21 protein-coding genes and 1 tRNA gene are annotated in these 22,660 nt (G+C 65.1%); 12 read left to right on the top strand and 10 right to left on the bottom strand.

The window, feature by feature from the left end; translation table 11 throughout:
• Positions 1-12: 12 nt before the first annotated feature.
• Positions 13-1,626 carry an ABC-F family ATP-binding cassette domain-containing protein gene (locus OEB96_RS02670; protein ID WP_266213828.1) on the bottom strand — a complete coding sequence of 538 codons (1,614 nt, stop codon included), beginning with the start codon at positions 1,624-1,626 and terminating at the stop codon, positions 13-15.
• A 76-nt stretch (positions 1,627-1,702) separates the two neighbouring features.
• Here OEB96_RS02670 and OEB96_RS02665 point away from each other — a divergent pair, with 76 nt between their 5' ends.
• The 3 genes from OEB96_RS02665 to OEB96_RS02655 all read left to right on the top strand — a co-directional run bounded on the left by OEB96_RS02665 (position 1,703) and on the right by OEB96_RS02655 (position 4,946).
• Positions 1,703-2,353, top strand: a complete 651-nt coding sequence (locus OEB96_RS02665; protein ID WP_266213827.1) for a hypothetical protein — start codon at positions 1,703-1,705, stop codon at positions 2,351-2,353.
• A 52-nt stretch (positions 2,354-2,405) separates the two neighbouring features.
• A complete protein-coding gene (gene pruA / locus OEB96_RS02660; protein WP_266213826.1) occupies positions 2,406-4,043 on the top strand; it encodes an L-glutamate gamma-semialdehyde dehydrogenase in 1,638 nt (545 codons plus the stop codon).
• Positions 4,044-4,130: 87 nt separating this feature from the next.
• The gene (locus OEB96_RS02655) at positions 4,131-4,946 is read left to right on the top strand and encodes a hypothetical protein (protein ID WP_266213825.1); all 816 of its coding nucleotides are present in this window, start codon (positions 4,131-4,133) and stop codon (positions 4,944-4,946) included.
• On the opposite strand, the gene OEB96_RS02650 is transcribed toward OEB96_RS02655, so the two are convergent.
• Entirely contained in the window at positions 4,897-6,351 is a 1,455-nt protein-coding gene (locus OEB96_RS02650) for a M48 family metalloprotease (protein ID WP_266213824.1), read from the bottom strand. The two genes, OEB96_RS02655 and OEB96_RS02650, sit on opposite strands and share 50 nt — an antisense overlap.
• Positions 6,352-6,391: 40 nt before the next feature.
• On the bottom strand, positions 6,392-7,507 hold the full coding sequence (dnaJ, locus tag OEB96_RS02645; RefSeq protein ID WP_266213823.1) for a molecular chaperone DnaJ: 1,116 nt from the start codon (positions 7,505-7,507) through the stop codon (positions 6,392-6,394).
• A gap of 131 nt (positions 7,508-7,638) precedes the next feature.
• Here dnaJ and OEB96_RS02640 point away from each other — a divergent pair, with 131 nt between their 5' ends.
• Together OEB96_RS02640 and OEB96_RS02635 are read left to right on the top strand one after the other, a co-directional pair.
• The gene (locus OEB96_RS02640; protein WP_266213822.1) at positions 7,639-8,298 is read left to right on the top strand and encodes a hypothetical protein; all 660 of its coding nucleotides are present in this window, start codon (positions 7,639-7,641) and stop codon (positions 8,296-8,298) included.
• Positions 8,299-8,341: 43 nt separating this feature from the next.
• Positions 8,342-8,436: transfer RNA gene (locus OEB96_RS02635), tRNA-Sec, on the top strand.
• 33 nt (positions 8,437-8,469) lie between these two features.
• On the opposite strand, the gene OEB96_RS02630 is transcribed toward OEB96_RS02635, so the two are convergent.
• Positions 8,470-9,609, bottom strand: coding sequence for a tyrosine-type recombinase/integrase (locus OEB96_RS02630; protein WP_266213821.1), 1,140 nt, complete (start codon positions 9,607-9,609; stop codon positions 8,470-8,472).
• 463 nt (positions 9,610-10,072) lie between these two features.
• Here OEB96_RS02630 and OEB96_RS02625 point away from each other — a divergent pair, with 463 nt between their 5' ends.
• Positions 10,073-12,454: a hypothetical protein gene (locus tag OEB96_RS02625; protein WP_266213820.1), complete on the top strand. Its 2,382-nt coding sequence runs from the start codon at positions 10,073-10,075 to the stop codon at positions 12,452-12,454.
• A 43-nt stretch (positions 12,455-12,497) separates the two neighbouring features.
• On the opposite strand, the gene OEB96_RS02620 is transcribed toward OEB96_RS02625, so the two are convergent.
• The gene (locus tag OEB96_RS02620) at positions 12,498-13,925 is read right to left on the bottom strand and encodes a hypothetical protein (protein ID WP_266213819.1); all 1,428 of its coding nucleotides are present in this window, start codon (positions 13,923-13,925) and stop codon (positions 12,498-12,500) included.
• On the opposite strand from OEB96_RS02620, the gene OEB96_RS02615 reads away from it, so the two are divergent.
• Positions 13,926-14,171: a hypothetical protein gene (locus OEB96_RS02615; protein ID WP_266213818.1), complete on the top strand. Its 246-nt coding sequence runs from the start codon at positions 13,926-13,928 to the stop codon at positions 14,169-14,171.
• 118 nt (positions 14,172-14,289) lie between these two features.
• On the opposite strand, the gene OEB96_RS02610 is transcribed toward OEB96_RS02615, so the two are convergent.
• The 3 genes from OEB96_RS02610 to OEB96_RS02600 all read right to left on the bottom strand — a co-directional run bounded on the left by OEB96_RS02610 (position 14,290) and on the right by OEB96_RS02600 (position 15,958).
• Positions 14,290-15,372, bottom strand: coding sequence for a hypothetical protein (locus OEB96_RS02610; protein ID WP_266213817.1), 1,083 nt, complete (start codon positions 15,370-15,372; stop codon positions 14,290-14,292).
• Positions 15,373-15,458: 86 nt separating this feature from the next.
• Entirely contained in the window at positions 15,459-15,725 is a 267-nt protein-coding gene (locus OEB96_RS02605; protein WP_266213816.1) for a hypothetical protein, read from the bottom strand.
• Positions 15,726-15,730: 5 nt separating this feature from the next.
• Positions 15,731-15,958 carry a DUF2188 domain-containing protein gene (locus tag OEB96_RS02600; RefSeq protein WP_266213815.1) on the bottom strand — a complete coding sequence of 76 codons (228 nt, stop codon included), beginning with the start codon at positions 15,956-15,958 and terminating at the stop codon, positions 15,731-15,733.
• Between the two features lie 225 nt (positions 15,959-16,183).
• Between OEB96_RS02600 and OEB96_RS02595 the strand changes: the two genes are divergently transcribed.
• The 4 genes from OEB96_RS02595 (at position 16,184) to OEB96_RS02580 (ending at position 18,894) form a co-directional block, all read left to right on the top strand.
• Entirely contained in the window at positions 16,184-16,720 is a 537-nt protein-coding gene (locus OEB96_RS02595) for an RNA polymerase sigma factor (protein ID WP_266213814.1), read from the top strand.
• Positions 16,717-17,127 carry a hypothetical protein gene (locus OEB96_RS02590; protein WP_266213813.1) on the top strand — a complete coding sequence of 137 codons (411 nt, stop codon included), beginning with the start codon at positions 16,717-16,719 and terminating at the stop codon, positions 17,125-17,127. Before OEB96_RS02595 ends, OEB96_RS02590 begins: the two co-directional genes overlap by 4 nt.
• Positions 17,124-17,933, top strand: coding sequence for an ImmA/IrrE family metallo-endopeptidase (locus OEB96_RS02585; protein WP_266213812.1), 810 nt, complete (start codon positions 17,124-17,126; stop codon positions 17,931-17,933). Before OEB96_RS02590 ends, OEB96_RS02585 begins: the two co-directional genes overlap by 4 nt.
• A 109-nt stretch (positions 17,934-18,042) precedes the next feature.
• Positions 18,043-18,894 carry a hypothetical protein gene (locus OEB96_RS02580; RefSeq protein WP_266213811.1) on the top strand — a complete coding sequence of 284 codons (852 nt, stop codon included), beginning with the start codon at positions 18,043-18,045 and terminating at the stop codon, positions 18,892-18,894.
• A gap of 12 nt (positions 18,895-18,906) precedes the next feature.
• Here OEB96_RS02580 and OEB96_RS02575 read toward each other — a convergent pair whose 3' ends face one another.
• Positions 18,907-19,572 (bottom strand): alpha-ketoglutarate-dependent dioxygenase AlkB family protein, encoded by a 666-nt coding sequence (locus OEB96_RS02575; protein ID WP_266213810.1) that lies wholly within the window; start codon positions 19,570-19,572, stop codon positions 18,907-18,909.
• Between the two features lie 399 nt (positions 19,573-19,971).
• A complete protein-coding gene (locus OEB96_RS02570) occupies positions 19,972-21,102 on the bottom strand; it encodes a tyrosine-type recombinase/integrase (protein WP_266213809.1) in 1,131 nt (376 codons plus the stop codon).
• A 796-nt stretch (positions 21,103-21,898) separates the two neighbouring features.
• Here OEB96_RS02570 and OEB96_RS02565 point away from each other — a divergent pair.
• A partial coding sequence (locus tag OEB96_RS02565) for a hypothetical protein (RefSeq protein ID WP_266213808.1) occupies positions 21,899-22,660 on the top strand: 762 nt, incomplete at its 3' end.

Genomic DNA, 22,660 nt, shown 5'->3' with positions numbered 1-22,660 from the left:
CGGACCGCCGCCTCAGCTCAGATCTCGCGCGCGCCGCCCCGTCTTGGCCAGGAACTCGCTGTACTTGCCGGGGAAGAAGTCGAAGCCCCCCTCGCCCTTGAGCTCGAGCACGCACGTGGCCACGTCTTCCACCATGTAGTGGTCGTGGCTCACGAACACCATGGTGCTCTCGTACTTCTGCATCGCTTCGGTCAAGGCGCGGATCGACTCGAGGTCGAGGTGGTTGGTGGGCTCGTCGAGGATGAGCAGGTTGTCCTTGGTCAGCGTCAGCTTGGACATCAGCAGCCGCGCCGTCTCGCCGCCGCTGAGCGCCCGCACCGGCTTGTCCGCGTCCTCCGAGGGGAACAGCATGCGACCCAGCAGGCCCCGGATCTCCTGCACCGTGGCCTTCTCGTCCCACTGATAGAGCCACTCGAACGCGGTCTTGGGGTCTTCCTTGGACACCCCCTCCTCGTGCTGCTGCGGCATGTGGCCCACCGTGACCTGGTGGCCCAGCGTGAACTTGCCGCGGTCCGGCTCGATGAGCCCGGCCAAGATGCGGCACAGCGTGGTCTTGCCGATGCCGTTGGGACCCACCAGCGCCAGCTTGTCGCCGCGCGTGAGGGTGAACGACACATCCTTGAGCACCACGTGGTCCTCGAACGACTTGGAGAGCTTGTCGACCTCGAGCACCAGCTTGCCGCTGGGCGTCCCCACGTCGAAGCGGATGAACGGGCGCTGGATGTTGCTGCGCTTGAGATCGACCAGATCGATCTTGGCGATCTGCTTGCGCCGCGAGGTCGCCTGGCTCGCCTTCTTGGCGTTGGCCCCGAACCGGCGGATGAACTCCTGCAGCTCGGCCACCTTCTTCTTCTTGGCCGCGTTGCTCTTCTCCGCGTGGGTCCGATACTGGACCTTCTGGCGGATCATGTCGTCGTAGCCCCCCGGGTAGAGGATGATGTTCTCGTAGTCGACGTCGGCCGTGTCCGTGCAGACCACGTTGAGGAAGTGGCGATCGTGCGAGATCACCACCAGCACGCCGTTGTAGCTGCGCAGGAACTCCACCAGCCACTGGATCGACTCGAGATCGAGGTGGTTGGTGGGCTCGTCGAGCAGCAGGATGTCGGGGCTGCCGAACAGCGCCTGGGCCAGCAGCACGCGCAGCCGCAGGCCGCCCTGCAGCGTGCGCAGCGGCTGCTCGTGCTCGGCCACGGGGATGCCCAGGCCCACCAGCAGCTGCTCGGCCTCCGGCTCCGCGTTGTAGCCGTCCTCCTCTGCGATCACGACCTCGAGCTCGGCCAGCTTCATGCCGATCTCGTCGTTCATCTCGCCCGAGGCCAGCAGCTCGTCCTTCTCCTGCATGGCCGCCCACAGCCGCGAGTTGCCCATGATCACCACGTCGCGGATCCGGTCCTCCTCGTGGCGGTAGTGATCCTGGTGGAGCATGCTCAGGCGGCTCTGCGGCGGCCGCACCACCTCGCCCACGTCGGGCTCGAGCTCTCCGGCCAGGATCTTCATGAACGTGGACTTCCCGGCCCCGTTGGCGCCCGTGAGCCCATAGCGATGCGACGCATCGAAGGTGGTGGTGACCTCCTCGAACAGCGTGCGTCCTCCGTAGGCCTTGGTGACCCCTGCAACCGTGAGCATCGGCGAGTGTGTAGGCCAGATGCCGTGCATTTGCCAGGGGTGGCACGCGCCCGCGACGCGGCGGTACCCTCGCAGCATGCGCCGAGGCCCGTGCTCCACCGCCTGGCTCGCCGTGCTCACGGTCGTGGCCGTGATTGGCCTCGCTCCTCGCGATTCCCGCGCGTGCTCGTGTCGTCGCCCGTCGCCTCCTCGGACCGCGCTCGAGGAATCCGACGCGGTATTCGAAGCGCGCGCCTTCATCATGAGCAACGACGGCCAACGAGCGCACTACGGCTTCGAGGTCGATCGCGTGTGGAAGGGCGACGTCGGCCTGCGAGTGGAGATCTCGACCGCACTGCACTCGGCCACCTGCGGGCGTAGCTACGAGATCGGCACGCAGTACGTCGTGTACGCCAATCGCCTCCCCAACGGCGAGCTCTCCGACACCATGTGCTCGCGGACGCGCCCCACTCGCTCCGCCGCCGAGGATCTCGCAGTGCTCGGCGCCGGCCACGATCCCCGCGGCCCCGAGCAGGCGCCGTTCGTGCCCGGAGAGAGCACCGAGACCACCGAGCCCCCGCGCATCGAGCCCGCTTCCGTCGAGCCTCCGCCCACGCCGCCGAGCCGTCGTGGCTGTGCCATGGAGAAGCCTCACACTCGCAGCGGCTCGCTCGCCTTGGCCCTGCTCGGGCTCACCGTTGCGATCGGACGACGCCGCGCCGTACGGTCGCCCGTGCGCCTCCGCTGAACCGCCTGCCCACTGTCCCCCCACCCGACCCCCCACCGACCCGAGCCCCGCCATGTCGATCGGCCTGTTCCGCGCCCCCACTCCCGTCAACGAGCCCGTCCGCACCTACGCACCAGGATCACCCGAGCGCGCCTCCCTCAAGGCCGAGCTCGCGCGTCAGTCCGGGCTCGAGGTCGAGGCCGCGCCCATCGTCGCCGGTCGTCCCGTCCACACCGGTGACACCTCGCCGATGGTCATGCCCCACGATCATCGGCACCGCCTCGGCGTGTTCCACAAGGCGTCCGCCGCCGAGGTGCACGCGGCCATCGACGCCGCGCAGGCCGCTCGCCCCGAGTGGGCCGCCCTGCCCTGGGAGGAGCGTGCCTCCGTGTTCCTGCGCGCGGCCGCCCTCCTGCGCGGCCCGTGGCGCGACCGTCTGAACGCCGCCACCATGCTCGGTCAGTCCAAGACCGCGCACCAGGCCGAGATCGACGCCGCCTGCGAGCTCATCGACTTTTGGAGCTTCAACGTCCAGTACCTCACCGAGATCATGGCCGATCAGCCGCTGTCGCCGACCGGCACGTGGAACCGGGTCGAGTACCGGCCCCTCGACGGCTTCGTGTTCGCGGTCTCGCCGTTCAACTTCACCTCGATCGCCGGCAACCTGCCCACCGCACCCGCCCTCATCGGCAACACGGTGGTGTGGAAGCCCGCCTCCACCTCCGTGCTCTCCGGCCACGTGATCATGGAGCTGCTGCACGAGGCGGGGTTGCCCCCCGGGGTCATCAACTTCCTGCCCGGCTCCGGCCCCGCCGTGGGCGACCCCGTGCTCGCCGACTCGCGCCTCGCCGGCGTGCACTTCACCGGCAGCACCGACGTGTTCCACGGCGTGTGGCGCACCGTGGGCGAGAACATCGCCCGCTACCACCAGTATCCGCGGCTCGTGGGCGAGACCGGCGGCAAGGACTTCGTGTTCGTGCACCAGAGCGCCGACGTCGACACCGTCGTCACCGCCTTGCTGCGCGGCGCCTTCGAGTTCCAGGGCCAAAAGTGCTCCGCGGCCTCCCGCGCCTACGTCCCCGACACCCTGTGGCCCAAGATCCGGGCCGGCCTCGGTGATGGCCTCGCCCAGATCCAGATGGGCGACGTGGCCGACTTCCGCAACTTCATGGGCGCCGTGATCGACGCCCGCAGCTACGCCAAGCTCACCGGGGCCGTGAACGAGGCCAAGGCCAGCGTGGGCAAGGGCGTGCAGGAGGTCCTCGGGGGCGAGCACGACGACGCTCGCGGCTGGTTCTTGGGGCCTTCCGTGATCGTCGCCACCGATCCCAGGTACCGCACCATGTGCGAGGAGCTGTTCGGCCCCGTGCTCACGATCTACGTCTATCCAGCCGCCGAGTACGCGCAGACCCTCGACCTGTGCGACTCGACCAGCCCCTACGGGCTGACCGGGGCCGTGTTCGCCCGCGACCGAAGGGCCGCGCACCAGGCCCTCGTGCGGCTGCGCCACGCCGCCGGCAACTTCTACGTCAACGACAAGCCCACCGGCGCGGTCGTGGGGCAGCAGCCCTTTGGGGGCACCCGGGCCTCGGGCACCAACGACAAGGCCGGCTCGGCTCAGAACCTCGGCCGATGGATCTCGGCGCGTACGATCAAGGAAACCTTCGATCCCCCGCGCCGCTTCTCGTACCCGTTCATGGACGAGGAGTGAGGCTCTTCGCGGCCGGCCAACCCCGTTCGGCCGCTCGTGTCGCCTCCGTGGCTCGGTCCGAGACCCGGGCGAGGTACGATCTTGGGCATGCGTGGCTTGTTCTTGGTCTGGCTCTCGTCTTGGTCCGTCGGGCTCGCGGCCTGCAGCTCCCCGAACCCGGCCTACGAGAGCTCGAGCGCTGGCGAGGACTCGACCCAGAACCCCACCGAGGGCACGAGCGGCACCGATACGGCCATCGCGGACGAGAGCAGCGGAGTGATGGCATGCGAGCTCGGACCATCACAGCCGCTCGCGATCACCGTCGACCTCGACGGAGTGGTTCGACCCCCCGATTGCTCCGTCCCGTACGTCGACTTCGCCCTGGGTGCCAACCTCTACGCCAGCACGGGGGACAGCATGGTGCACGAGCAGTGCATGCCGCTCAGCTGCGATTGCGCCGAAGAGCCCCCGCAGCTGAACATCGAGCTCGCTGCGGACCGAGCCTTCGACGAGAACATCACGCTACCCGACTGCGGCCGCGTGAGCATGTGGGCTCGGATGGGGCCCAGCGGCTGCGAGTGGGCTGGCGTGGTGCTGTGGGAGGCAGACGAGCCGTCCGTCCCCTGGTACATCGCCTCGCGCACCCTCGGCGTGCCGCCGCTGGGGCACGCCTTCATGCTCGAGCTCGAGCCCGACGAGGCTTGCGATGGGCTCGATGCATGCGCCAACTCCGGGCGCCAGCCCGGACGCTACGCGATCGACGTGCTGGGCTTTCGCACGGTCACCATGGACGAGAGCCCACCGCTCATCGAGCTGCCGTTTGGCGCGACTGGCGAGACCCGGGCCTATCTCTTCGACAACCGCATGGCGACGCTCAGCCGGGACTGTGAGCTGGAGGTGGCGTGGACGGCTGGGTTGTTCTAGTCCTCGGATCGATCCCCTGCACCCGCTTGATCACCGTGCCGGCCGGCAGCGACGCGGTCGGATCCTCGATGGTGTTGAGCAACGCCAGCCGCGGCAGGTCGATCGCCGAGGGCGCCCGCTCCTGCACCTGCAACAGCGTCGCCGCGTCTTCGAGCGTCAGCAGCTTCACGCGCATGGGCTCCACCCCTGCGAGCGCCGGCGCGGCGCGACGGAAGCTCGCGAAGCTCCGCGCCACCACCTCGCTGCGCGCCTCCCAGCCCTCCACGGGTCCAAGCGCGACCACGGCGATCACTTGCTCACCGTAGTCGATGAAGGCCAACAGGCCCATGAGGCTCGCGTCGGAGCTCGCCGCCGAGAACCCGGCCGAGACCACCGAGAACCCGCCGACCGTGCCGCTCCAGGTCTCGCCGCGCTGCATCGACCCATCGGCGAAGAAGTCGTCGAGTGCTGCCTCGGCCGACTCGGCCTCGAACGGCAGCAGCACGAGCAGCGCGGCTTCGTCCTCCGAGATCGCCATCGCCCGCGGCCCGTCGTGGCTGGCCTGCCAGCCTGCTGGCAGATCGATCGCGTAGCCCTGCTTCGGATGCACGAAGGTCTCACCGACGATGTAGCCGTCACGAGGATCCATGCCGTAGAGGACCCCATCGAGTCGCGCGAGGTACTCCGGGTCGGCCGCGGGGGGCTCGCCCTTGGCCATCGACGCCACCCGTGTCCGTCTCGCTTGCGGGTCGGGGTGGGTGGACAGCCAGGATGGCACGCGCTGCGCGTGCTCCACCTTGCCCACGCCCACCAGCACGTCGAACACCGACACCGTGGCCGCCGGCTCGAACCCGGCCCGTCCCACGTAGCGCAGCCCCAACGAGTCGGCCTCGTACTCGTCGTCGCGGCTGTACTTGAGCAGCGCCAGGCCGGCCGTGCTCGCCGCGATGCCCCCCACGTGGCGAAGGTTGGGATCGACCACGCGAAACAGCCCCACGCTCGCCGCCGCGACTCGGCTCTTGCGCAGCTGGATCACCCCATGGCGTGCCGTCACGTGGCCGAGCTCGTGGCCCAGCACCGCGGCCAGCTCGTCGGTCGAGCGCAGGTGCACCAGCAGCCCCCGGGTGACGTAGACATAGCCTCCCGGCAGCGCAAACGCGTTGACCGTGGGATCGTCCAGCACGCGGAACGTCCACGGCAGGCGTGGTCGCTCCGACTGAGCCGCCAGCTTCGCTCCCACTTCCTCCACCAGGCTCGACAGGCGCTCGTCTTCGTAGAGGCCCAGCGCCGCCACCACTTCGGCGTCGTTCTCCTGCCCGAGCTGGATCTCCTCCGACTCCGAGACCGCCGTGAGCTGCAGGCGTCCCGTGGCCTGGTTGAACGAGCATCCCCCAACCAGCAGGGCTCCCACGAGCCACGCGGCCATCCCCCAAGTGGGTCCTCGCGGGGGCCCCGGCATGGGATGCCTAGCCACGCCTGCGCTTGCGAAAGCCGCTGAACAAGCCCGTGCGAGGAGGCGTGACGTGCTCGCCGCGAGCTTCGGCCATCTGGCGCAGGGTCTCGGCCTCTTCCTTGCTGAGGTCTTCGGGGATGGTGACCTCCACGTGCACGTGGTGGTCTCCTCGTCCACGCTCGCCAAGCACCGGGATGCCCTGACCGCGCCGGATGAGCACCTCGCCCGCCTGGGTGCCCGGCTTGATCTGGACCTCGTCGGTGCCCTCCAGCGTATCGACCTGCATCGTGCAGCCGAGCGCGGCCTGGAACATCGAGATCTCGACCTTGCTGTGGATGTCGAACTCGTCGCGGACGAAGCGGGAGTCGGGCTTGAGCCGCAGCACCACGTAGAGATTGCCGGGAGGGCCTCCCCGGGGGCCGGCCTGGCCTCGGCCCTGGATCCGCAGGGTCTGGCCGTCGTCGACCCCTGGCGGCACGTTGACGGTCAGGGTGGTCTCGCGCTGGACCGTGCCCGTACCCGAGCAGTCGCGGCACGGGTCGGTGATGAGGCGTCCTTCGCCTCGGCACACCGGGCAAGTGGTCTGCAGGGTGAAGAAGCCCTGCTGGTGCATCACCTGACCGCGCCCGCCGCAGTGCCGACACGTCTCGGCCGACGTTCCCGGCTTGGCTCCTGCGCCGCCGCACGTGCCACAGGTCTCGCGCCGGGGTACCGCCACATCGCGGTTGGCCCCATTGACCACGTCTTGCAGCGTGATCTCGAGCTGGACCTTGATGTCGGCACCACGCTGCGGTCCGCCGCGCCGGCCTCCGAACCCCAGGTTGCCAAAGAGGTCCCCGAACAGGTCTCCGAAGTGGCTGAAGATCTCCTCGGACCCCGAGAACCCCGAGAACCCCGCCCGCGACGGTCCTTCGTGTCCGAAGCGATCGTAGAGCTGGCGCTTCTCCCCATCGGAGAGCACTTCGAACGCCTCGGCGGCCTCCTTGAAGCGCTCCTCCGCCTCGGCATCCCCCGGATTGCGATCCGGGTGAAACTTCATGGCCGCCTTGCGGTAGGCCCGCTTGATATCACCGGGCTCCGCATCGCGGGCAACCCCCAGGACCTCATAGTAGTCGCGTTTGGCGGACACCGCGCGGCGGAACCTAAGCATGGACCCACGGCGTGTCAACGGCCCCGCCGCCGTCTCCTGGCTCCAGCCCGCGATCGTGTCCTGCATTACGGAACCCTGGGCGGGTGTGGTAGCGTGCCCGGACCATCCTCATGTCCAAGCCGCGCAATCCTTCGTTCCTCGTGTTGGGCGCTCTGGGTCTCTGTCTTTGTGCGGGGGCCTGCAAGGATGATCCGCCCACGCCCAAGCTCTTCCAGGAGGAGGGGGTTTGGTCGGTGATCAAGTACGCTCTCGAGGGTGGTGAGCTCCGCGACGTCGACAACGCCAACCGTCGCGACGCGTTCATGCTCAGCTTCGACGCGTCCGAGAAGGTGGTGACCTCGGCCGCGTGCATCGAGCGCGAGACCGACACCGCGGCCAACTCGCCGTGTTTGTTGACGCCGGACACCACCCATTGGGACTGCCGCTGCTTTGCCTACGACTTTGCCAACGACGAGATGTTCTGGCGCGAGTTCAACGCGGGTGACATTCCGCCTTCGGTGAGCCTGTCCGAGGCCAACGGGGCTGGAGACGGTGGGGGGACGGCCACGGACGGTGGTGGGGGAGACGGCGGCGACACCGACACGTACATCATCGTCGCCGAGATCATGGACATCGCGTCCACCTACAACTTCCGCCCCTTGCCCGAGGATCTCTTTGGCAGCGACGGTGTGACCTCTCGTTTCGTGCTACAGAAGCGCGCCGACTCCGTCTTCGCCCGCGCCTACGAAGACCCCGACGGCCGCCCGGCCTGCCAGCCCTGCGTCCCCTGAGGCCCCCTTCGCTTTGTCCCCTTCCGACCCGAGATTCCCTTGGGGAGGCGCTCGACGTGCTGGTGCTGTCCCCGGTCTTCAAAACCGGTGTGGGGTGCGAGGAGCATCCTGGGCAGGTTCGATTCCTGTGCGCCTCCGCGAATTAATCCAATAAATTCATAAGCTTATGCGTTAGGGGTCTTCGGCGATGCCCCCATGTTGCCCCTCCGGTGCCCCATCCGCCCCGTCGAGCAGCTCGACGGCTTTTCGTCGGGCGCTCGGGGAGAGGTGGGCGTATCGCATCGTCATCTCGAGCGATGCGTGGCCGAGGAGCTCCTTGACCTCGAGGAGGTTCGCGCCGCTCATCACGAGGTGCGACGCGTAGGTGTGCCGGAGCATGTGCCAGCCCACCCGGCGTAGGCCCGCCTTGCGGCTGACCGTGGTGATGGGGCTGTCGTGCTTGGCGTCCTTGGACTTCGGCTCGCAATCCCACCGGGTGAGCATCGAGCCGTCCTCGCGGCTGAACACGTAGTCGCCGCGCTGGTGCTGCTGCTGGTCGCGGAGAACTGCGACCGCCTTCTTGGGGAGGTCGACGATCCGGGGCTGGCCGCTCTTGGGCGGGTGCAGCTCGTTCTCGTCGTCGGCCGCTTGGCGCACGTGGAGCCGTGCGGCCACGAGGTCGACGTCCTCCCAGCGGAGGGCCCGGAGCTCGCCGAGGCGTAGGCCGGTCCACATCGCCGTGGGGATCATCGCGCACCAGGGCTCGGGTGCACGACGAGCGGCCTTGATCAGGCGCTTGCCTTCCTTGAAGTCGAGGAAGTCGAACGCCGGCTTGGGCACCTTGAGGCGCCGGATCTTCGGAGGGGCTTTGGTCAGCTCCCCGATCTCCCCGGCGTAGCCGAGGATCTTCGAGAGGATCGCGAGCTCCTCGTTGATCGTCTTGGGCCCCACCCCGTCCTTCTTGCGGCGAGCCTTGAAGGTCTCCACGTGGCGGGCGGTGATCTGGTGCAGGCGCAGGCGCCCGAGGTGCTCGAGCAGCCCACGGCCGAGCGTCCGCCGCTTCTCGCGGACGGTGCTGGGTCGGTTGTTGGTGGTTGCGTAGGTCTCGATGAAGTAGCCGGCGAACTCCTTGAACGTCGGCACCTCCTCCTCGTCCTCCTTGCTCCCGTAGGTCCCCGCGGCCAGGGCACCTCGAACCTCGCGCTCGAGCTGCTCCGCGCCCCGCTTGGTCGGCACCGGGCTGACCTTGCGAATGCGGGTGAGGGATCCGTCGGGCATCCTGATCTTCACGTCGATCATCCAGCGTCCCCGCTGGGTCTTTCGAATGGTCACTGCGTCACCTTGGTTTCGGTTCGGCGACGCGGGTTGGCGGGGAGATGGTAACGCGGGATGGCCTGCAGGTGGAGGACCGGGCGTCGATGGTCGGGCGGGGTCGAGCATACGGCGATCGGAGCCTCCACCGGGACTAAGCAATACCCGACGTGCTCGTGGTGGAGCCGCGCTCCACCCGTGGGTCGCCAAGGGGCGGGCCCCGTTGGCCACTCCGTGACCAACCGATGCCCACCCGCTCCTGGCCGTCGCGACATGTCCAAGACCAGGTGACCGTCATCGACCTGACCGACCGAAGACCAGCGAGCACATGTCGAGAATCGTTCCTCCCACGCCTTCACGCCGCGACAGAAACGATGACATCGGCAAAGCGCAGCCCATCGGGAGTCGCGAGAGGAACAGGCGAAACACGCTGTACGGCCTGACTGCAATGAGGGACCATGCCCGACATCTTGACGGAGCTGCGATGATCAACGAGGCGACTTTCGAGGCCCACCTGGGAGCACTGCTCGGCAACCTGTTCCCCGTTACCGGCGTTCAGGTAACACACCAGGTTCACTTCACCGTCCGGCTCGGGCACCACGACATCCGAGCCGATGGCCGCAAGGGCTGGGAGAAGAAGGGCCGCGCCGACGTTCTGCTGACCGCCGAGGTCGGCCACGTCGCGATTCTTGAGCTGAAGCGTCCAGGCATCGATCTCACCGACGACGATCGCGATCAGGGGCTGTCCTACGCGCGCCTGCTCACGCCGATGCCACCGTTGGTGATCCTGTCGAACGGAACGACGACGAAGTTCTACAAAACCATCGACGGGACGCCGTGGGAGCAGTCCAGCATTGACCACGAGGTCTTCGCCAAGCTCATCACCGGCGCTTCCGCCGTCGCCGCCGCGGCGCGTGACGAGGCGATCCGCAGCCTACTGGGTGCCAACCCGGACGTGTGGGCAGACTTCCTTCGCACATACACCATAGACGCGCTCGCGGCACGTACTGGAGAGCTCCGGGAATTTACATTTCCGTTCGCTCGCGGGTTCTCAGTGGAACGCGAGGTCGTTGCCAGCGTGCTCGGCAAGCTCCGGAAGAAAGCACCAGCAGTCGTGGTCGCAGGGCCTCCGCTCTCCGGAAAATCGGTTGTACTGAAGCAGTGCTGCGAGAAACTGGCGACCGGCGACTTGGTGCCGCTCTACGTCGACGCGAGCAGCGCCAGGCAGGGGCCCCTTCGACTACTGGCCTCCGTATTCGCCAGGAACCTCTTTACAGCGACGAGCCCGGACCAAGTACGGCAGTGGCTCTCGACCTCGCTGCGGACGATGCACGGTGAGACGCGTCTCGTGCTCCTCCTTGATGAGATCGTGCCCGAATTGAACGACGCCTGGCTTGGCGATCTGGATGAGCTGCTGGCACTCGGGGCATTATCGCCACTATCCATCGTCCTCGCACTCGACCCAAACACTTGGAAGGCATTGTCGGTGCGGCCGGGACGCCAGACGAAGACAGAGCTAGGCCAGCACGCCGAGGTTGTCCAACTCGAACTGCTCTCGGATCGAGAGTTCAACGCGGCAACAGAGCAACTCTTCGACGCGACACGCAGTCAGCCCCACTTCGGTGGACAGTACAACATCGAGTACCGCGAGCCGCGTGTGCTTCGAGTGATCGCGGGCCGCATGCCTGCCCGGACCCTGGCCGACGACGGAACATGCATCAAGTTCCCGAGCACTACCACGCTCGGTGAAATCGATGCGGTGTGGGGTGCCTTCGCGCGTACGAACCACGAACTCGTATCTGCGCTACGAAGTCTCGCACGAGCATACCTCAAGGACATTGCGACACGAGCAAGCGACACAGAACTACAACTAGCATCATACCGAGCAGCGGCAATGCGGCAGGATGTTGCAACAGAACTGATACCATCGCCAACCTTGCAGTGGTTGCTCACACATAGCTTCCTATCCACACGCCTAGGCGCTCGCGAAGAGGTGCTTCTTTTGCCCCGCCATCTCGAACTGTTCGCCAAGGCCGCAGCACTCGAACTCGGCGAAACCATCTCGGCACTTCCAGATTTCGACGAAGCCTACAAAGCACTGATGCGGCGAAGCGAGCTACTACCACTGGGCGACATCGTTGGAGCTGGGGCACTCCGAGCAGTTGCCGATCGGGCCCCTGGTCGCTTCATCCAACTCCTTCGCCAAGCACTATCTGACTCCCCGAACACGGAGACAATTCCCACAGGGACCACGCTGCAGGTATCGTTCCGAGGGCAGGTGCTCGGCGAGATTGAGCTGCCCGAACCGTCGACGATGATCGGAAACATCCACCCGTGGATGGTTCTCGCTCAGCTTGCGGTCCTTCCTCTGGGGGAATCAGGGGGCAAAGTAAGCCTAAACGGATGGATCATCGCGACGGTTGGTTCGTTTGACGGTTTCCTTCGTCGCGTTCAAGACGAGCGCTGGCGTGACATGGTCGGTTTTCACTTTCACGACTTTCCCGGAAAGGGCTCTGTGCCATGTCTGAATAGCGGTGTCGTCGAGCCAATCGGGAACGCGATGATCGCAGGCTTTTACAATCGGCCGGATGAAATGGTCATGATAGCCAAATACGCTATCGCACAAGACATATTTCAGTTGGCATGGCGCCTGAACACTGCGGCACGTGAAGCAAAAAGCGCGACAGACGCACGAACCGCAGCAGCCGCCGAGGAGGTCGCTGCGCAAGCGGACGAGTATCTTCACGAACACTACCCGACGCTCCTCCATGATGTCGGCGACGCCCATGACCCCGAAGATAGCCACATCACCGATACGTTGTTGGATGGTGGCAATTCGAACGATCCTCCGTCAAGCATAGACTGACACGTCCTGGCCTAGCGCACCGCCACGGAGGATCTCAGCCGCCTCAAAGCTCTGAGTTTCGAAAGTCCTTCAGTCGGTGGAGGTCCAGGGCCTTGACGTACTCGAACACCTTCTTGAACACGTACTGCTGGATATGCCCGGGCGTCGCCGTGTTCTGCGAGCCACTGGAGGGCTGCGAGACCCCGACCGACGCGTTCCCCGAATCGTCGTCTCGCAGGAGCCCGGTCGTGCGCCACGTAAACTCAAGGCATATCGGGTCGCCGTCTGGATGCCTGATGCGTATGTCAGGCCGCAGTTCGCCTGTGCCCGCGTCCTTTGTCTCAACCTCGACTTCGGCACCAGCAACGGAACTGACGAGGTCTCTCACGGCTTCCCCGATCGCCTCATGGATCTGCCCATCGCGCTTCTTCTGCGCAAGCGATTGAAGGCGAAGGAACTCTTGCCTCGTCTCCGTCTTGGTCCGCCGCGGCTGCCGGCTCGGGGGAGGCTCAAGGCCACGGATAAGGTGGCCAAGGAGCGAGCCCTTGAGTCTTTCAACGGCGTCAGCCCGGGAAGTGCTGGTCTGCCGCAGCACTCCCTTCACCTCACTCGACCCAAACGCTCGCGCAATGGACAACGCTAACTCTGGCGACATTTCGATCACCCGCACATCCAGTGCCCGAAAAAGGAAGGGAACGTACGCAGCAAGCGGCTCCCAATCCTTCATGTACTGGGAATCAAACACACCTTCAGCCCGCGCTGTAAAACGCGCGACATCCAGCAACCTCGAGGTGCCAAAAGATAGCGCGCTCACCGTCGACGCCACCTCGACGGCATCGTCCGCGGCGACAACAATCCAGATTCGTGGCCTGGCTCGCTCGCTTAGAACGTCACTCACAACCGAATTGATACTGTTCGATAGCCCGATGAGCTTCGTGAAGTACTTGCCAAGCGTGGGCGCGTGAACGAGCACACCTCCCCCGAGTTCCTCATCGATACCATAGTCCGCCAACCCCTTGCCGTCATTGAAGACCGCAGACGTGCTGTCCGCGATCGAATAGAACTCGCCCTGAGGCGGCCCGGAGAACGTATAGTGGGCCACAGCGTCCCCCACCAACGACTCCGCACCAATCCGAACTGCCAGCTTGTGCACACGCTCAGCCTCGTCCCTCAACGAGATCGGCCACACCACCCAGACTCTGGCGGGCGCATCACGAAAGAAGTCGCGCAACCGCTCAAAAAAGGTAAGGATCTCCTTGTCACTCTCCAGTGGGTTATCACGTTTCTCAAGGTACAGGAGGATCCTCTTGTCACCCGCCTGTTCGACGAAAGCTCTGATCTCATCGACGGCGACAGCAAGCTCGTCCGTTTTCGGGATAGCATGGGATTCGAGTCCCTCGAAGAACATCGGGAGAGTCTCGAGAAATGTCGTCTTACCGCTACCTGAGTCGCCAAAAAACACCTCGAACCGTGAGATATCAGCCTGCCGCATGTGACCGAACACATGCTGAGCATGCGCCATTGCGGCATCGACCCGGACCACAATACGGCGCAGATCCGCCTGCATCTGCTCCGCACGACGTGCCAGTCTTTCAAAGCGGTTTGGGAGGAAGATCGGTTGCAGATCGGTTGCCATAGCCAGCGAACACAGCCTGTCTTGGGCCGCAACAACAACGGTACCACAGCAGCCGGCCTCGCCGGTCCGTTCGGCGAGATCGAGCCGGCACATGGTATTTGAAGCCGTTTTCTTCACACGAGCATGCCTGTTCCCGGGCAGTGGGTCTTCGAGTCCGCTCGCAGGCGCCTACGACGCCCCGGTTGGCCGCGCACACGGGCGTCTCGAACTGGCTCGCGGGTCACTTCTCGAATGCGTAGTTCGGCCTCATGTAAAACTTCGCGAGCGGCATATCAAGGCCAAGTTCGGTCCAGTTTGAGGGAATGAAATCCCGACCCATGTAGCCCGGGTGCAGAACTTCGGACTCAGAAGTCGTGTGCACAGTTGCCGAAGCCCCCTGCAGATAACATCGCGAGATCATGTCACTAAGTGCACCGGCAGGGTGCGAACCGATCGGACCGGCGTGATCCTCCGGAACCGGTGGGCCGAAGGGAATATCGACGTGCACAAGCTGTCCTCCTTCGTCCTTGAGCTCCACCGGCCACTCGTCCCACTCACCGTACCAAATCAGCCGCCAGGCGATCTGCTGCGAGATCCCCTTCAACACGAAGTTGTCCGCCAGTAGCTCCACGCGCTGGATGGTGAAGTGCGTCGTCTTCTTTCCGTCAGCTTCGACCACGGGGTTGTCCGCACTCGGATCCGCGACGATGCGCAGCCTGAGCGGCGCAGGGACCGCGACGATATAGTCTCCGAGATCTGCCATCGTGTTCGTCGCATACGCGCTTGGAAACGAGATTCGCCATTGTCGCTCCCCTTGCTCTCCCGCGGCGAATGCCCGCAACTCGGAGAGGGTCCACTTTCCGAGGGGTTCCCAAAAAATCGCGAAACGTAGTTCGGCACCTGTCAACTCAGCGTATCGGCGTAGTGCTCGCACTCGTCGATCAGAGATCGAGAATTCGCGGCATAGGTCGCCAGCGAACTCATGCCGCTTCACCTCGACGAGGAGCTGACGACCATCCCTGAGCACGAGACGGAAATCCGGAACCGCGACCTCATCTCCTCTGTATGCGACGGAGCCTTCGTCCTCCTCCTTCAGCAGCACCACGTCCCCGATGCCCATGACGACCGTCCGAAAGACTGCTTCTGCTCGGACTCCGGCAAGCCGTCGGGGGTGCTGGGCGAGGCTGTTGGCTGCACCAGCGAGCTCCCGTGCGAATGCTTCGAGCGCTGGCCCCGAGTATTGGTTCATACTGGAGAGCCGAGGATTGGTCGAGGTCAGACGGATGAAGTCCAGCTCGGGTGCACCACGCTTCAGCTCTTTCATCTCCAGATCCTCCAAGGCCGGGGTCGGCTTCAGCGAGCACTACCTGAACTCCCTGGGAAGGTCCCCGCAGGCACCATCAAAGTACCCTATACCGTCAGCGTGTGAGTCCAGTGCGAGATCCCATGCCTAGACAGGTATCGCACCAGATCCGGCGTGCCATAGTAGTTCCTGCGCCCACCCTCGGAGAAGACCAGCGCAGACTTGTCCACGCGAAGGCCCTCTCGGCGAGCCTGAACCGTCAGGTCGTGGAGGAGCTCGCCCCGGTCGACGTCTCGACGCGACGGCGCGTCAGCCGCAAACACCGCGAAGTTGATCCTCTGCGTGCGCAGGTGAGCCATGCGAATGGTGGTCATGGTGATCAACCCTTCGGAGGAAACGGATCGCGACCGTGGCTGTCGCGCTCCCGGATCCGGCCGTCACGACCGTGGATGAGGAGCTCCGCGCTCTGGTTCCGGGAAATCTCTCGGCCACGGGAGATCGCCTCTTGTTGGGTCCTATGCACCGACGACGCGCGCTCGGCGCATTCGGCTTTGACTGCCCACCCACTCGGGTGGGGAACGACGTGTTGGTTCCTCTTGCGACTCATGACCGGCTCCTTGTTGTGCTTGGGCTCGTGGCGGACGTCTCAGCGCCCGACTTCACCCCTTCTCACCGAGCCGGTGGGCGCTTTCGGACACCGCGGCGAAAATTCTTGGACCCGAGGCGTTTGGCGACCCGTTCGTGCCATCCGGTGCCAAAAAGGGACGCTCCGCCGAGAACCTCGTGTCCCGCGAGGCCCCAGGACACGGTAGTAGTCTCAGCCGGCCCAGCCATGGCTGACGACTTCGATCCGCTCTCTCGCAGCGACACTCTCCACGATCAGATGGAGGAAGCGCTTGGGTCCCTCACCAACAGGGACAAGCTGCAACTCCTCTGCTATGCCCGTGTGCTTGCCCGTGGCCTCGACTGCGACGCTCACGACCTCCTTCAGGAGGCCCAAGTCCGGGCGCTGTCGGGCAGTTGGCAGTGGAATGGGAGCACGTTCAAGAAAGACCTGATGCGCATCATGTGGAGCGTGGCCTCCACATGGCGGGATAAGCAGCGCGCCCGGACCGACCGAGAAGCCAGGTTCGTGGCCGAAAATCCCTCCGCCCCCTACCTCCTAGACCAATCGCCGAATCAACTCGAGCGCATCGAGAAACTTCGAGAACACTTGCTGGAGAAGAGGGACGAGGACTGCGTCCTCTTTCTCGATGCCGTCCTCGAGGGGAAGACCTACCAGGAGGCCCGCGAGGACCTGGGCATCGACGCTGGCAAACCCTTTAACACCTTGACCCGGCGACTGCGACGCCAGATTGAACGGCTATGACGACGAAGACTGATCGCGACAACGCCCTTCATCTCTTCGAGGAGCTGGCGGCATCGGTCGAGGAGATGACCGAGGAGGAACTCAAACAGGAGCTCGCGGATTCGGGGCTGGACCCCGATGAGGAGATCGTGGCCTTCGACCGCGTGATGCTGGACGGAGTCCGTCGACATCGCCGTAAGGCTCGTCGCATTGAGAGTGAGCAACGGCGTCACACCTTGGCCCCTTCTCGCAGGCTAAGCTCGCTCCCGCTACCCCGACAGCGACGGCTTCTTCAGCTTTCCTTCGAAAGGGCGCCGTCCTCCATGACCGCAGGGTGGCGCAACTACCAGGAGGTTCCCGACGACGAGGTGGAGAGTCTCCTAGCCCAACTCGACGCACTGGGCCTCCTGGCCGAGGAGGACGAGTGAGCTCCCCTCGAACACCACAGCAGGCAGCCAACCACCTCCTGCAGAAGTTCGGCGTCGAATCTCCACAGGATATCGAGATCAACGGTCTAGCCGAGGAGTGCAAGGCTACGATCGTCTACGAACCCCTGCGCGGCTGCGATGGCCGTGTGCTCGGAAACGGCGAACGCGCAATCATCACCGTGGCGTCCGATCGTTCGCCGGGCCGGCAGCGTTTCTCGGCGGCACACGAACTCGGCCACTGGATCTACGACCGAGGCCACGTCGACCAGCGACTCACCGTCGCCGAGCGGTGCAGCGACATCCTGGGGAAACGCAGTTGGGAGGGGCCTGGCCGCGAACAACGTGCCGACCGCTTCGCGGCGGAACTCCTCCTGCCCGACTGGCTATTCATCCCCGCCTGCGAGAATCAGCCCACAACGCTCGACGGGGTCAGCGCCCTCGCAACGATCTTCGGCACGAGCCTCACAGCGACGGCCCTGCGCCTCATCGAAAGAGGCACCCGTCCGGCCGTGCTGGTGACCCAGGACGAGAATCTGCGACGCAAGTGGTTCCGCTTCCACTCTGACCTCCCCGATCGCCTGCGGCTCCTGGACGCACCGATGGCCGGGGCCGGAGCCCGGCGCTTGTCAGACACGACTCGCAAGGTAGGAGACCTCGTGGATGCCAGCTGCTGGTTTGACGTGCCGAGAGGCAGCGGTTACGAGGTGCTCGAGAGCAGCCGGCGCTTCTCCGACGGTCGCACCCTTACACTGCTGTGCTGGGACGAGGACGAGCAAATGCTTCTCGACCTAGCGGACGACGAGTGAGCCGTGTCCGCATTGCCGACGCAAAGAAGACGGGGCTACCTTCACTCCACCGACGACTTCACCCCAAGCCGAATTCACCGATCAATCAGACCAGAGGAGACAGTACGACATGGCCATGACGTGCTTTGAAGTGGTAAAGCAGGTGCTTGACGCGACCTATGCAGATATTCCTGGCGACGAGGCAACCCGTGACGCCGCCATCAAGAGCGCACTGGCCTCCATGACGAAAGACTACAAGGATCTCACGCACACGGGAGGCCCTGATTTCTCCGATCCCGTCGTTCGATTCGCGTACGTATTCAAGTATGTCTCGTCGCATTCTCACTGGCTGTACGAATTGATCGGATGGAACGGGAGTACCAAGGAACTATTCCGCCAGAAAAAGCTCCGCATGGTGGCCATCGGCGGCGGGCCGGGAAGCGATCTGGTTGGGGTTCTCAAGTACATGGATACCATGAGCGCGTCGCCTTCCCTCCACTGTGAACTAATCGATGGCTGCCTGGGATGGAAGACCACATGGTCGGATCTGGCACACGAGCTGGACTGGTCTAGGCCGCTCCATACGGACTACGTGACGCATGACGTGGGGGACCCGGGCACTTGGGATGCGCCCAGTAACATTGCAAAGGCAGATCTGGTCACTTTGAGTTTCTTCGTCTCGGAAATCTACCACCTGGGCACAGCAGCGGAAGACTACCTGCGCACGATGCTCAAGCGGTTGAAGCCCGGAGCCATCGTCCTCTTCAGTGACAACAACGCCCCAAAATTCTACACGATGTTCGACCGAATCGCCGCCGAGGCAGGCCTCGAGGTCTTGGAGTCGGACCAAGGCAATCGAAAGATCTACGACTGGGGGGAGCAGAAGGACGCCATCGGGGTCTACGCCAAGAAGTTCGAACACCAAGCAAGGCTCAGCGGGAGCCTGTCCTGGCGGGTCCTACGAAAGCCGACCGCGTCCTGATCTACGTCGGTGTCAACCGCTCTCCGAGTACCGGGGCGAACCTGCGATCCCCTCGGTGGAAACGAGGCGGAAGGTCAAATTGATCCGAGCGCCCCGTACCCTCTTTCGCCGGGGGACACAGTGCTGCCAGCACGCCTGCGTCCTGCCTTTCATCAGCAGTAGACTTCCATGTGACAGCGGGATGACTTCCTTGAGGTCCGTCCTCTCCTTGTGCTGCAAGACGAAGTCGCGCTCTGCGCCGAGGCTGACACTGGCGATCACGGGCTCGGGGCCAAGTTCCGGCTCGTCATCGGCATGCCAGCCAACGGTGTCATGACCGTCCCGGTAGAGGTTGGCTAGCACCGTGTTGAAGTGGATGTCCGTCTTGACCTCCAGCCGCTCCCGTATCTCCCGGAGGGCAGGCACCCAGGGAGATGCCTCCATGCGAATCCCCGACCACGTGTAACTCATACCGCCGTCAGCGAACCATTGGTGTAGGCGCGGGGCGTCGTGCTCCTTGCCGTACAGGCGGATGCGATCTTGCCGCCACGGGATGGAAACGCGAAGTTCCTCAAAGAGCCGGTCTGCCTCCTCCTCCCCAAGGAACTCATGCAAGGCGACATCCGCGTCCGGCAATACGAACTTCCGGGGAATGTCCGATGGCGCGGGCGCTGAGAGGAGATTGAGCTGGGACATCATCGTCCTTGGTGAGCAGCACGGGCTCTTGGTGGAGGGGTGGGAGCTTACGGTTGCCGGCCTGGGACGCAAGACCGCGTCCTGTGCGAGGGTAGCCGATGCCGGGCGACGGCGCACATCGCCGCGCCGACCGCCTTGGCACCTTCCACCCCAACAAGGGCTCGCGGTTGTGTCCACGCTCCTGTCTGTCCCACGTTCCACGCGCATATGGCGAACTATCCGAGCCCGCGGACGAACCAGCCGACCAGCGACCCCATTGCGCGGGCCATCTGGCCGCACTTGGCTTGCTCTGTGCGCATCACTCGCGAAGCCCCCCGTGATCGTTGCGTGTAATACCGGAGCACGGAGGACCACTACGCGGCGTTAGCCAAGAACAACCCAGCTCCGCAACGAGAGCTCCGTTCACCCTTGAGAATCACCCTCCGCATCATCCTTGAGCCGCCCAGGCGGCTCGTCGTCGAGCAGTTCGGCCGCCGCTCTCCGGGCGATCGGCGACAGGTGGGTGTACCGATTCGTCATCGACATCGACGCGTGGCCGAGCAACTCCTGGACCTCCACCGGCTTGGCGCCCTTCATCATCAGATGCGACGCATAGGTGTGCCTCAAACCATGCCAACCGATCGGGCGCAGCCCGGCCTTGCGGCACACCTTCGCCAGCGGCCCGTCGTCCCTGACCGCCTTGGATTTCGACTCGCAGTCTCGAGTGCGGAGGATCAGCCCGTTCTCGCGGCAGAACACGTAGTCGCCGCGCAGGTGCTTGTACTCCTTGAGCAACCGAACCGCCTTGCGCGGTAGCTCGACGATCCGCGGCTCCCCGTCCTTGGGCGGGTGCAGCACGTCCTGGTCATCGGCTGCGTGCCGCACGTGCAGGTGGCGGGCCACGAGGTCGACATCATTCCACTTCAAGGCTCGTAGCTCGCCCAGCCGAAGCCCGGTCCACATCGCGATCGGGATCATCGCTCGCCACGGGTCCGATGCTTGACTGGCCGCCTTCTCGAGCCGCTTGGCCTCGTCGAAGTCGAGGAAGTCGAGCTTCGGCTTGAGCGTCTTGAGCCGGCGGATCTTCGGCCGCGGCGTGGTCAGGTCGCCGACCTCCTCGGCATACCCGAGCATCTTGGCCAGGATCGCCAGCTCCTCGTTGATCGTCTTGTGCGAGACCCCGTCCTTCTTGCGCCGGGCCTTGAAGGCCTCGACCTCCCGGGTGCCGATCTGATCCAGCTTCAGGTGCCCGATCTCGTCGAGCAGCCCACGGCCCAACGCTCGCCGCTTCTCCCGGACGGTGCTGGGCCGGTTGTTGGTGGTCGCATAGTTGTCGAGGAAGTACGTGGAGAACGACGCGAACGTCGGCGAAGGCTCGGCGTTCTTGCCCCACGTCCCTGCGACTATCTTCTCCCGGACATCTTGCTCGTACTTCTTCGCACCTCGCTTGGTCTGCACGGGGCTGATCTTGCGTACGCGCACGACGGACCCGTCGAGCAGACGAATGCGCGCATCGATCATCCAGCGCCCTCGCTGGCTCTTGCGGACGGTCATGGGGTCACCTCCTTTACCGGGTACCGAGCTCGGTGTCGGCGGATGAGATCCGTTCGCCCGGGTCGACTGACAGGGCGGTGGCCGACGAGGGCTCGGCTTGGGTACGAAAGGAGTCGTTTGGGACTCGGGGTGGAGGCGTGCCTCGGCGTGCCTCGCCTACCCCTTGGGACACGAGACTTGGTCATCATGGTCGTCAGCTCCAACGATACGGGTGTGCTTCACCCGGGTCGGTGCTCGATCGTCGAGCGGAAACGTGGCTCGAACTCATCGACCCGTGGTGTCGCTCTGGGTGTGCTCTCTGGCTCGAGCGGGTCGTCGAGGATGTGGGCAGCCCTTCGGATCCCGGACTACTGCGTATGAGTCGAGATCGATGGGCCGCCATCTCGCAGCCCACGCTCGATCAACGGAGGCGGTACACGGGTGGACCCCGGGGCGAGCGGCTGCCAGGGGTTCGTGCTGTGCGCGAGCACCAAACCACCGCCGCGGAAGCTCCGACCGAGGAGGGAGCCCGCGACGGCCTCGAAGCTCTGACTTGAGGGCGAGCCCTCGACGGCCGTGACGCTCCGATCGGGGGACGTCGCAACGCTCTGGCCCCACCATGACGAGCACGGCAGGGTGCTCTGGCGCTCAATGACGGTCGGGGCAGTGGGGCGGCTACGACCCCCGCGGCGGGGGCTCTCGGGGGCGCAGGGGCCATGGGCTCGGCAGGGGTTGGCGTCGCGCTCGCATCCAAGCGCTCGCCCGCCACCAGCGCAGCGTCGGCCTCGTTGTCGCCGACTCTGGTGTCGCCCACTACGTGCTGCTCGGCGGGTTCCTCTCCGCCGGCCTCACCATGCCTGCCCTCCGGGGACGGTTCGGCCGATGCAGTTGCGCCATCCTCCCGGGCCGTCTGCCCAGGTCGCCTGAGGAGCTCGCACAGCATCGCCACCATGAGCTTCTTTTCGATGGGTCCCATGGATGCAGGATCGCGGAAACCCTCGTCCAGGGTCGCATCCTCGGTCATCAGCGGGTCGACATCCTCGGCTTCGAGCTCCTGCGGGTCGTCGAACGAGTCCTGCTCCTCGCAGGGCTCCTCGGACAACCCCTCGGCGCTCTCCACCGCGGCCTCTCGCGCGACGTGCTCCTCCTCGTCGTGAACCGCCATGACACGGGAGTCGTGCATCAGGCGGATCACGTCTTGGATGTTCTGCGGGAGCCACTGATGAACGCGATCACCGGAGACGGCGTTCATGCTTTCCGCCCATGTCCGGCTCTCGGCCATGCCCTCGGCGGCCGCCGGCTCGCGCCCCGCCAGACCACCGCGCTCGAACGCCACGATCGCCTGCGCACGGCTGTACGCGCGCTCCACGTCAACGTCACGACGCGTCGCGCGGAAGTACTGCGCGAGCTTGGAGCCCACGCCGAGCCGCTCGGCCTCCGCCAGCGCGTTGATGATCTGCAGGACGCTGTACCGCTTGTGGTCGCGGTGCTTCTTCGTAAGCCCGTGACGGACTACCTCCGCCAAGGCGCCGGGCCCCTGGGGTATCCTCTCCGGCTGCTCCGCCCCGGCCCTACCCGG

The organism is Paraliomyxa miuraensis (assembly GCF_026337845.1).
Taxonomy (GTDB): domain Bacteria; phylum Myxococcota_A; class Polyangia; order Nannocystales; family Nannocystaceae; genus Paraliomyxa; species Paraliomyxa miuraensis.
Note: the sequence above shows the minus strand (reverse complement) of the source record. Positions and strands in the feature narration are given on the sequence as shown.

Coding starts and splice junctions, on each gene's coding strand:
- OEB96_RS02670 (WP_266213828.1), bottom strand. CDS start 1,626: ATGCTCACGGTTGCAGGGGTCACCAAGGCCTACGGAGGACGCACGCTG.
- OEB96_RS02665 (WP_266213827.1), top strand. CDS start 1,703: ATGCGCCGAGGCCCGTGCTCCACCGCCTGGCTCGCCGTGCTCACGGTC.
- pruA (WP_266213826.1), top strand. CDS start 2,406: ATGTCGATCGGCCTGTTCCGCGCCCCCACTCCCGTCAACGAGCCCGTC.
- OEB96_RS02655 (WP_266213825.1), top strand. CDS start 4,131: ATGCGTGGCTTGTTCTTGGTCTGGCTCTCGTCTTGGTCCGTCGGGCTC.
- OEB96_RS02650 (WP_266213824.1), bottom strand. CDS start 6,351: ATGGCCGCGTGGCTCGTGGGAGCCCTGCTGGTTGGGGGATGCTCGTTC.
- OEB96_RS02640 (WP_266213822.1), top strand. CDS start 7,639: ATGTCCAAGCCGCGCAATCCTTCGTTCCTCGTGTTGGGCGCTCTGGGT.
- OEB96_RS02625 (WP_266213820.1), top strand. CDS start 10,073: ATGATCAACGAGGCGACTTTCGAGGCCCACCTGGGAGCACTGCTCGGC.
- OEB96_RS02620 (WP_266213819.1), bottom strand. CDS start 13,925: ATGCGGCAGGCTGATATCTCACGGTTCGAGGTGTTTTTTGGCGACTCA.
- OEB96_RS02610 (WP_266213817.1), bottom strand. CDS start 15,372: ATGAAAGAGCTGAAGCGTGGTGCACCCGAGCTGGACTTCATCCGTCTG.
- OEB96_RS02605 (WP_266213816.1), bottom strand. CDS start 15,725: ATGACCACCATTCGCATGGCTCACCTGCGCACGCAGAGGATCAACTTC.
- OEB96_RS02600 (WP_266213815.1), bottom strand. CDS start 15,958: ATGAGTCGCAAGAGGAACCAACACGTCGTTCCCCACCCGAGTGGGTGG.
- OEB96_RS02595 (WP_266213814.1), top strand. CDS start 16,184: ATGGCTGACGACTTCGATCCGCTCTCTCGCAGCGACACTCTCCACGAT.
- OEB96_RS02590 (WP_266213813.1), top strand. CDS start 16,717: ATGACGACGAAGACTGATCGCGACAACGCCCTTCATCTCTTCGAGGAG.
- OEB96_RS02580 (WP_266213811.1), top strand. CDS start 18,043: ATGGCCATGACGTGCTTTGAAGTGGTAAAGCAGGTGCTTGACGCGACC.
- OEB96_RS02575 (WP_266213810.1), bottom strand. CDS start 19,572: ATGATGTCCCAGCTCAATCTCCTCTCAGCGCCCGCGCCATCGGACATT.
- OEB96_RS02570 (WP_266213809.1), bottom strand. CDS start 21,102: ATGACCGTCCGCAAGAGCCAGCGAGGGCGCTGGATGATCGATGCGCGC.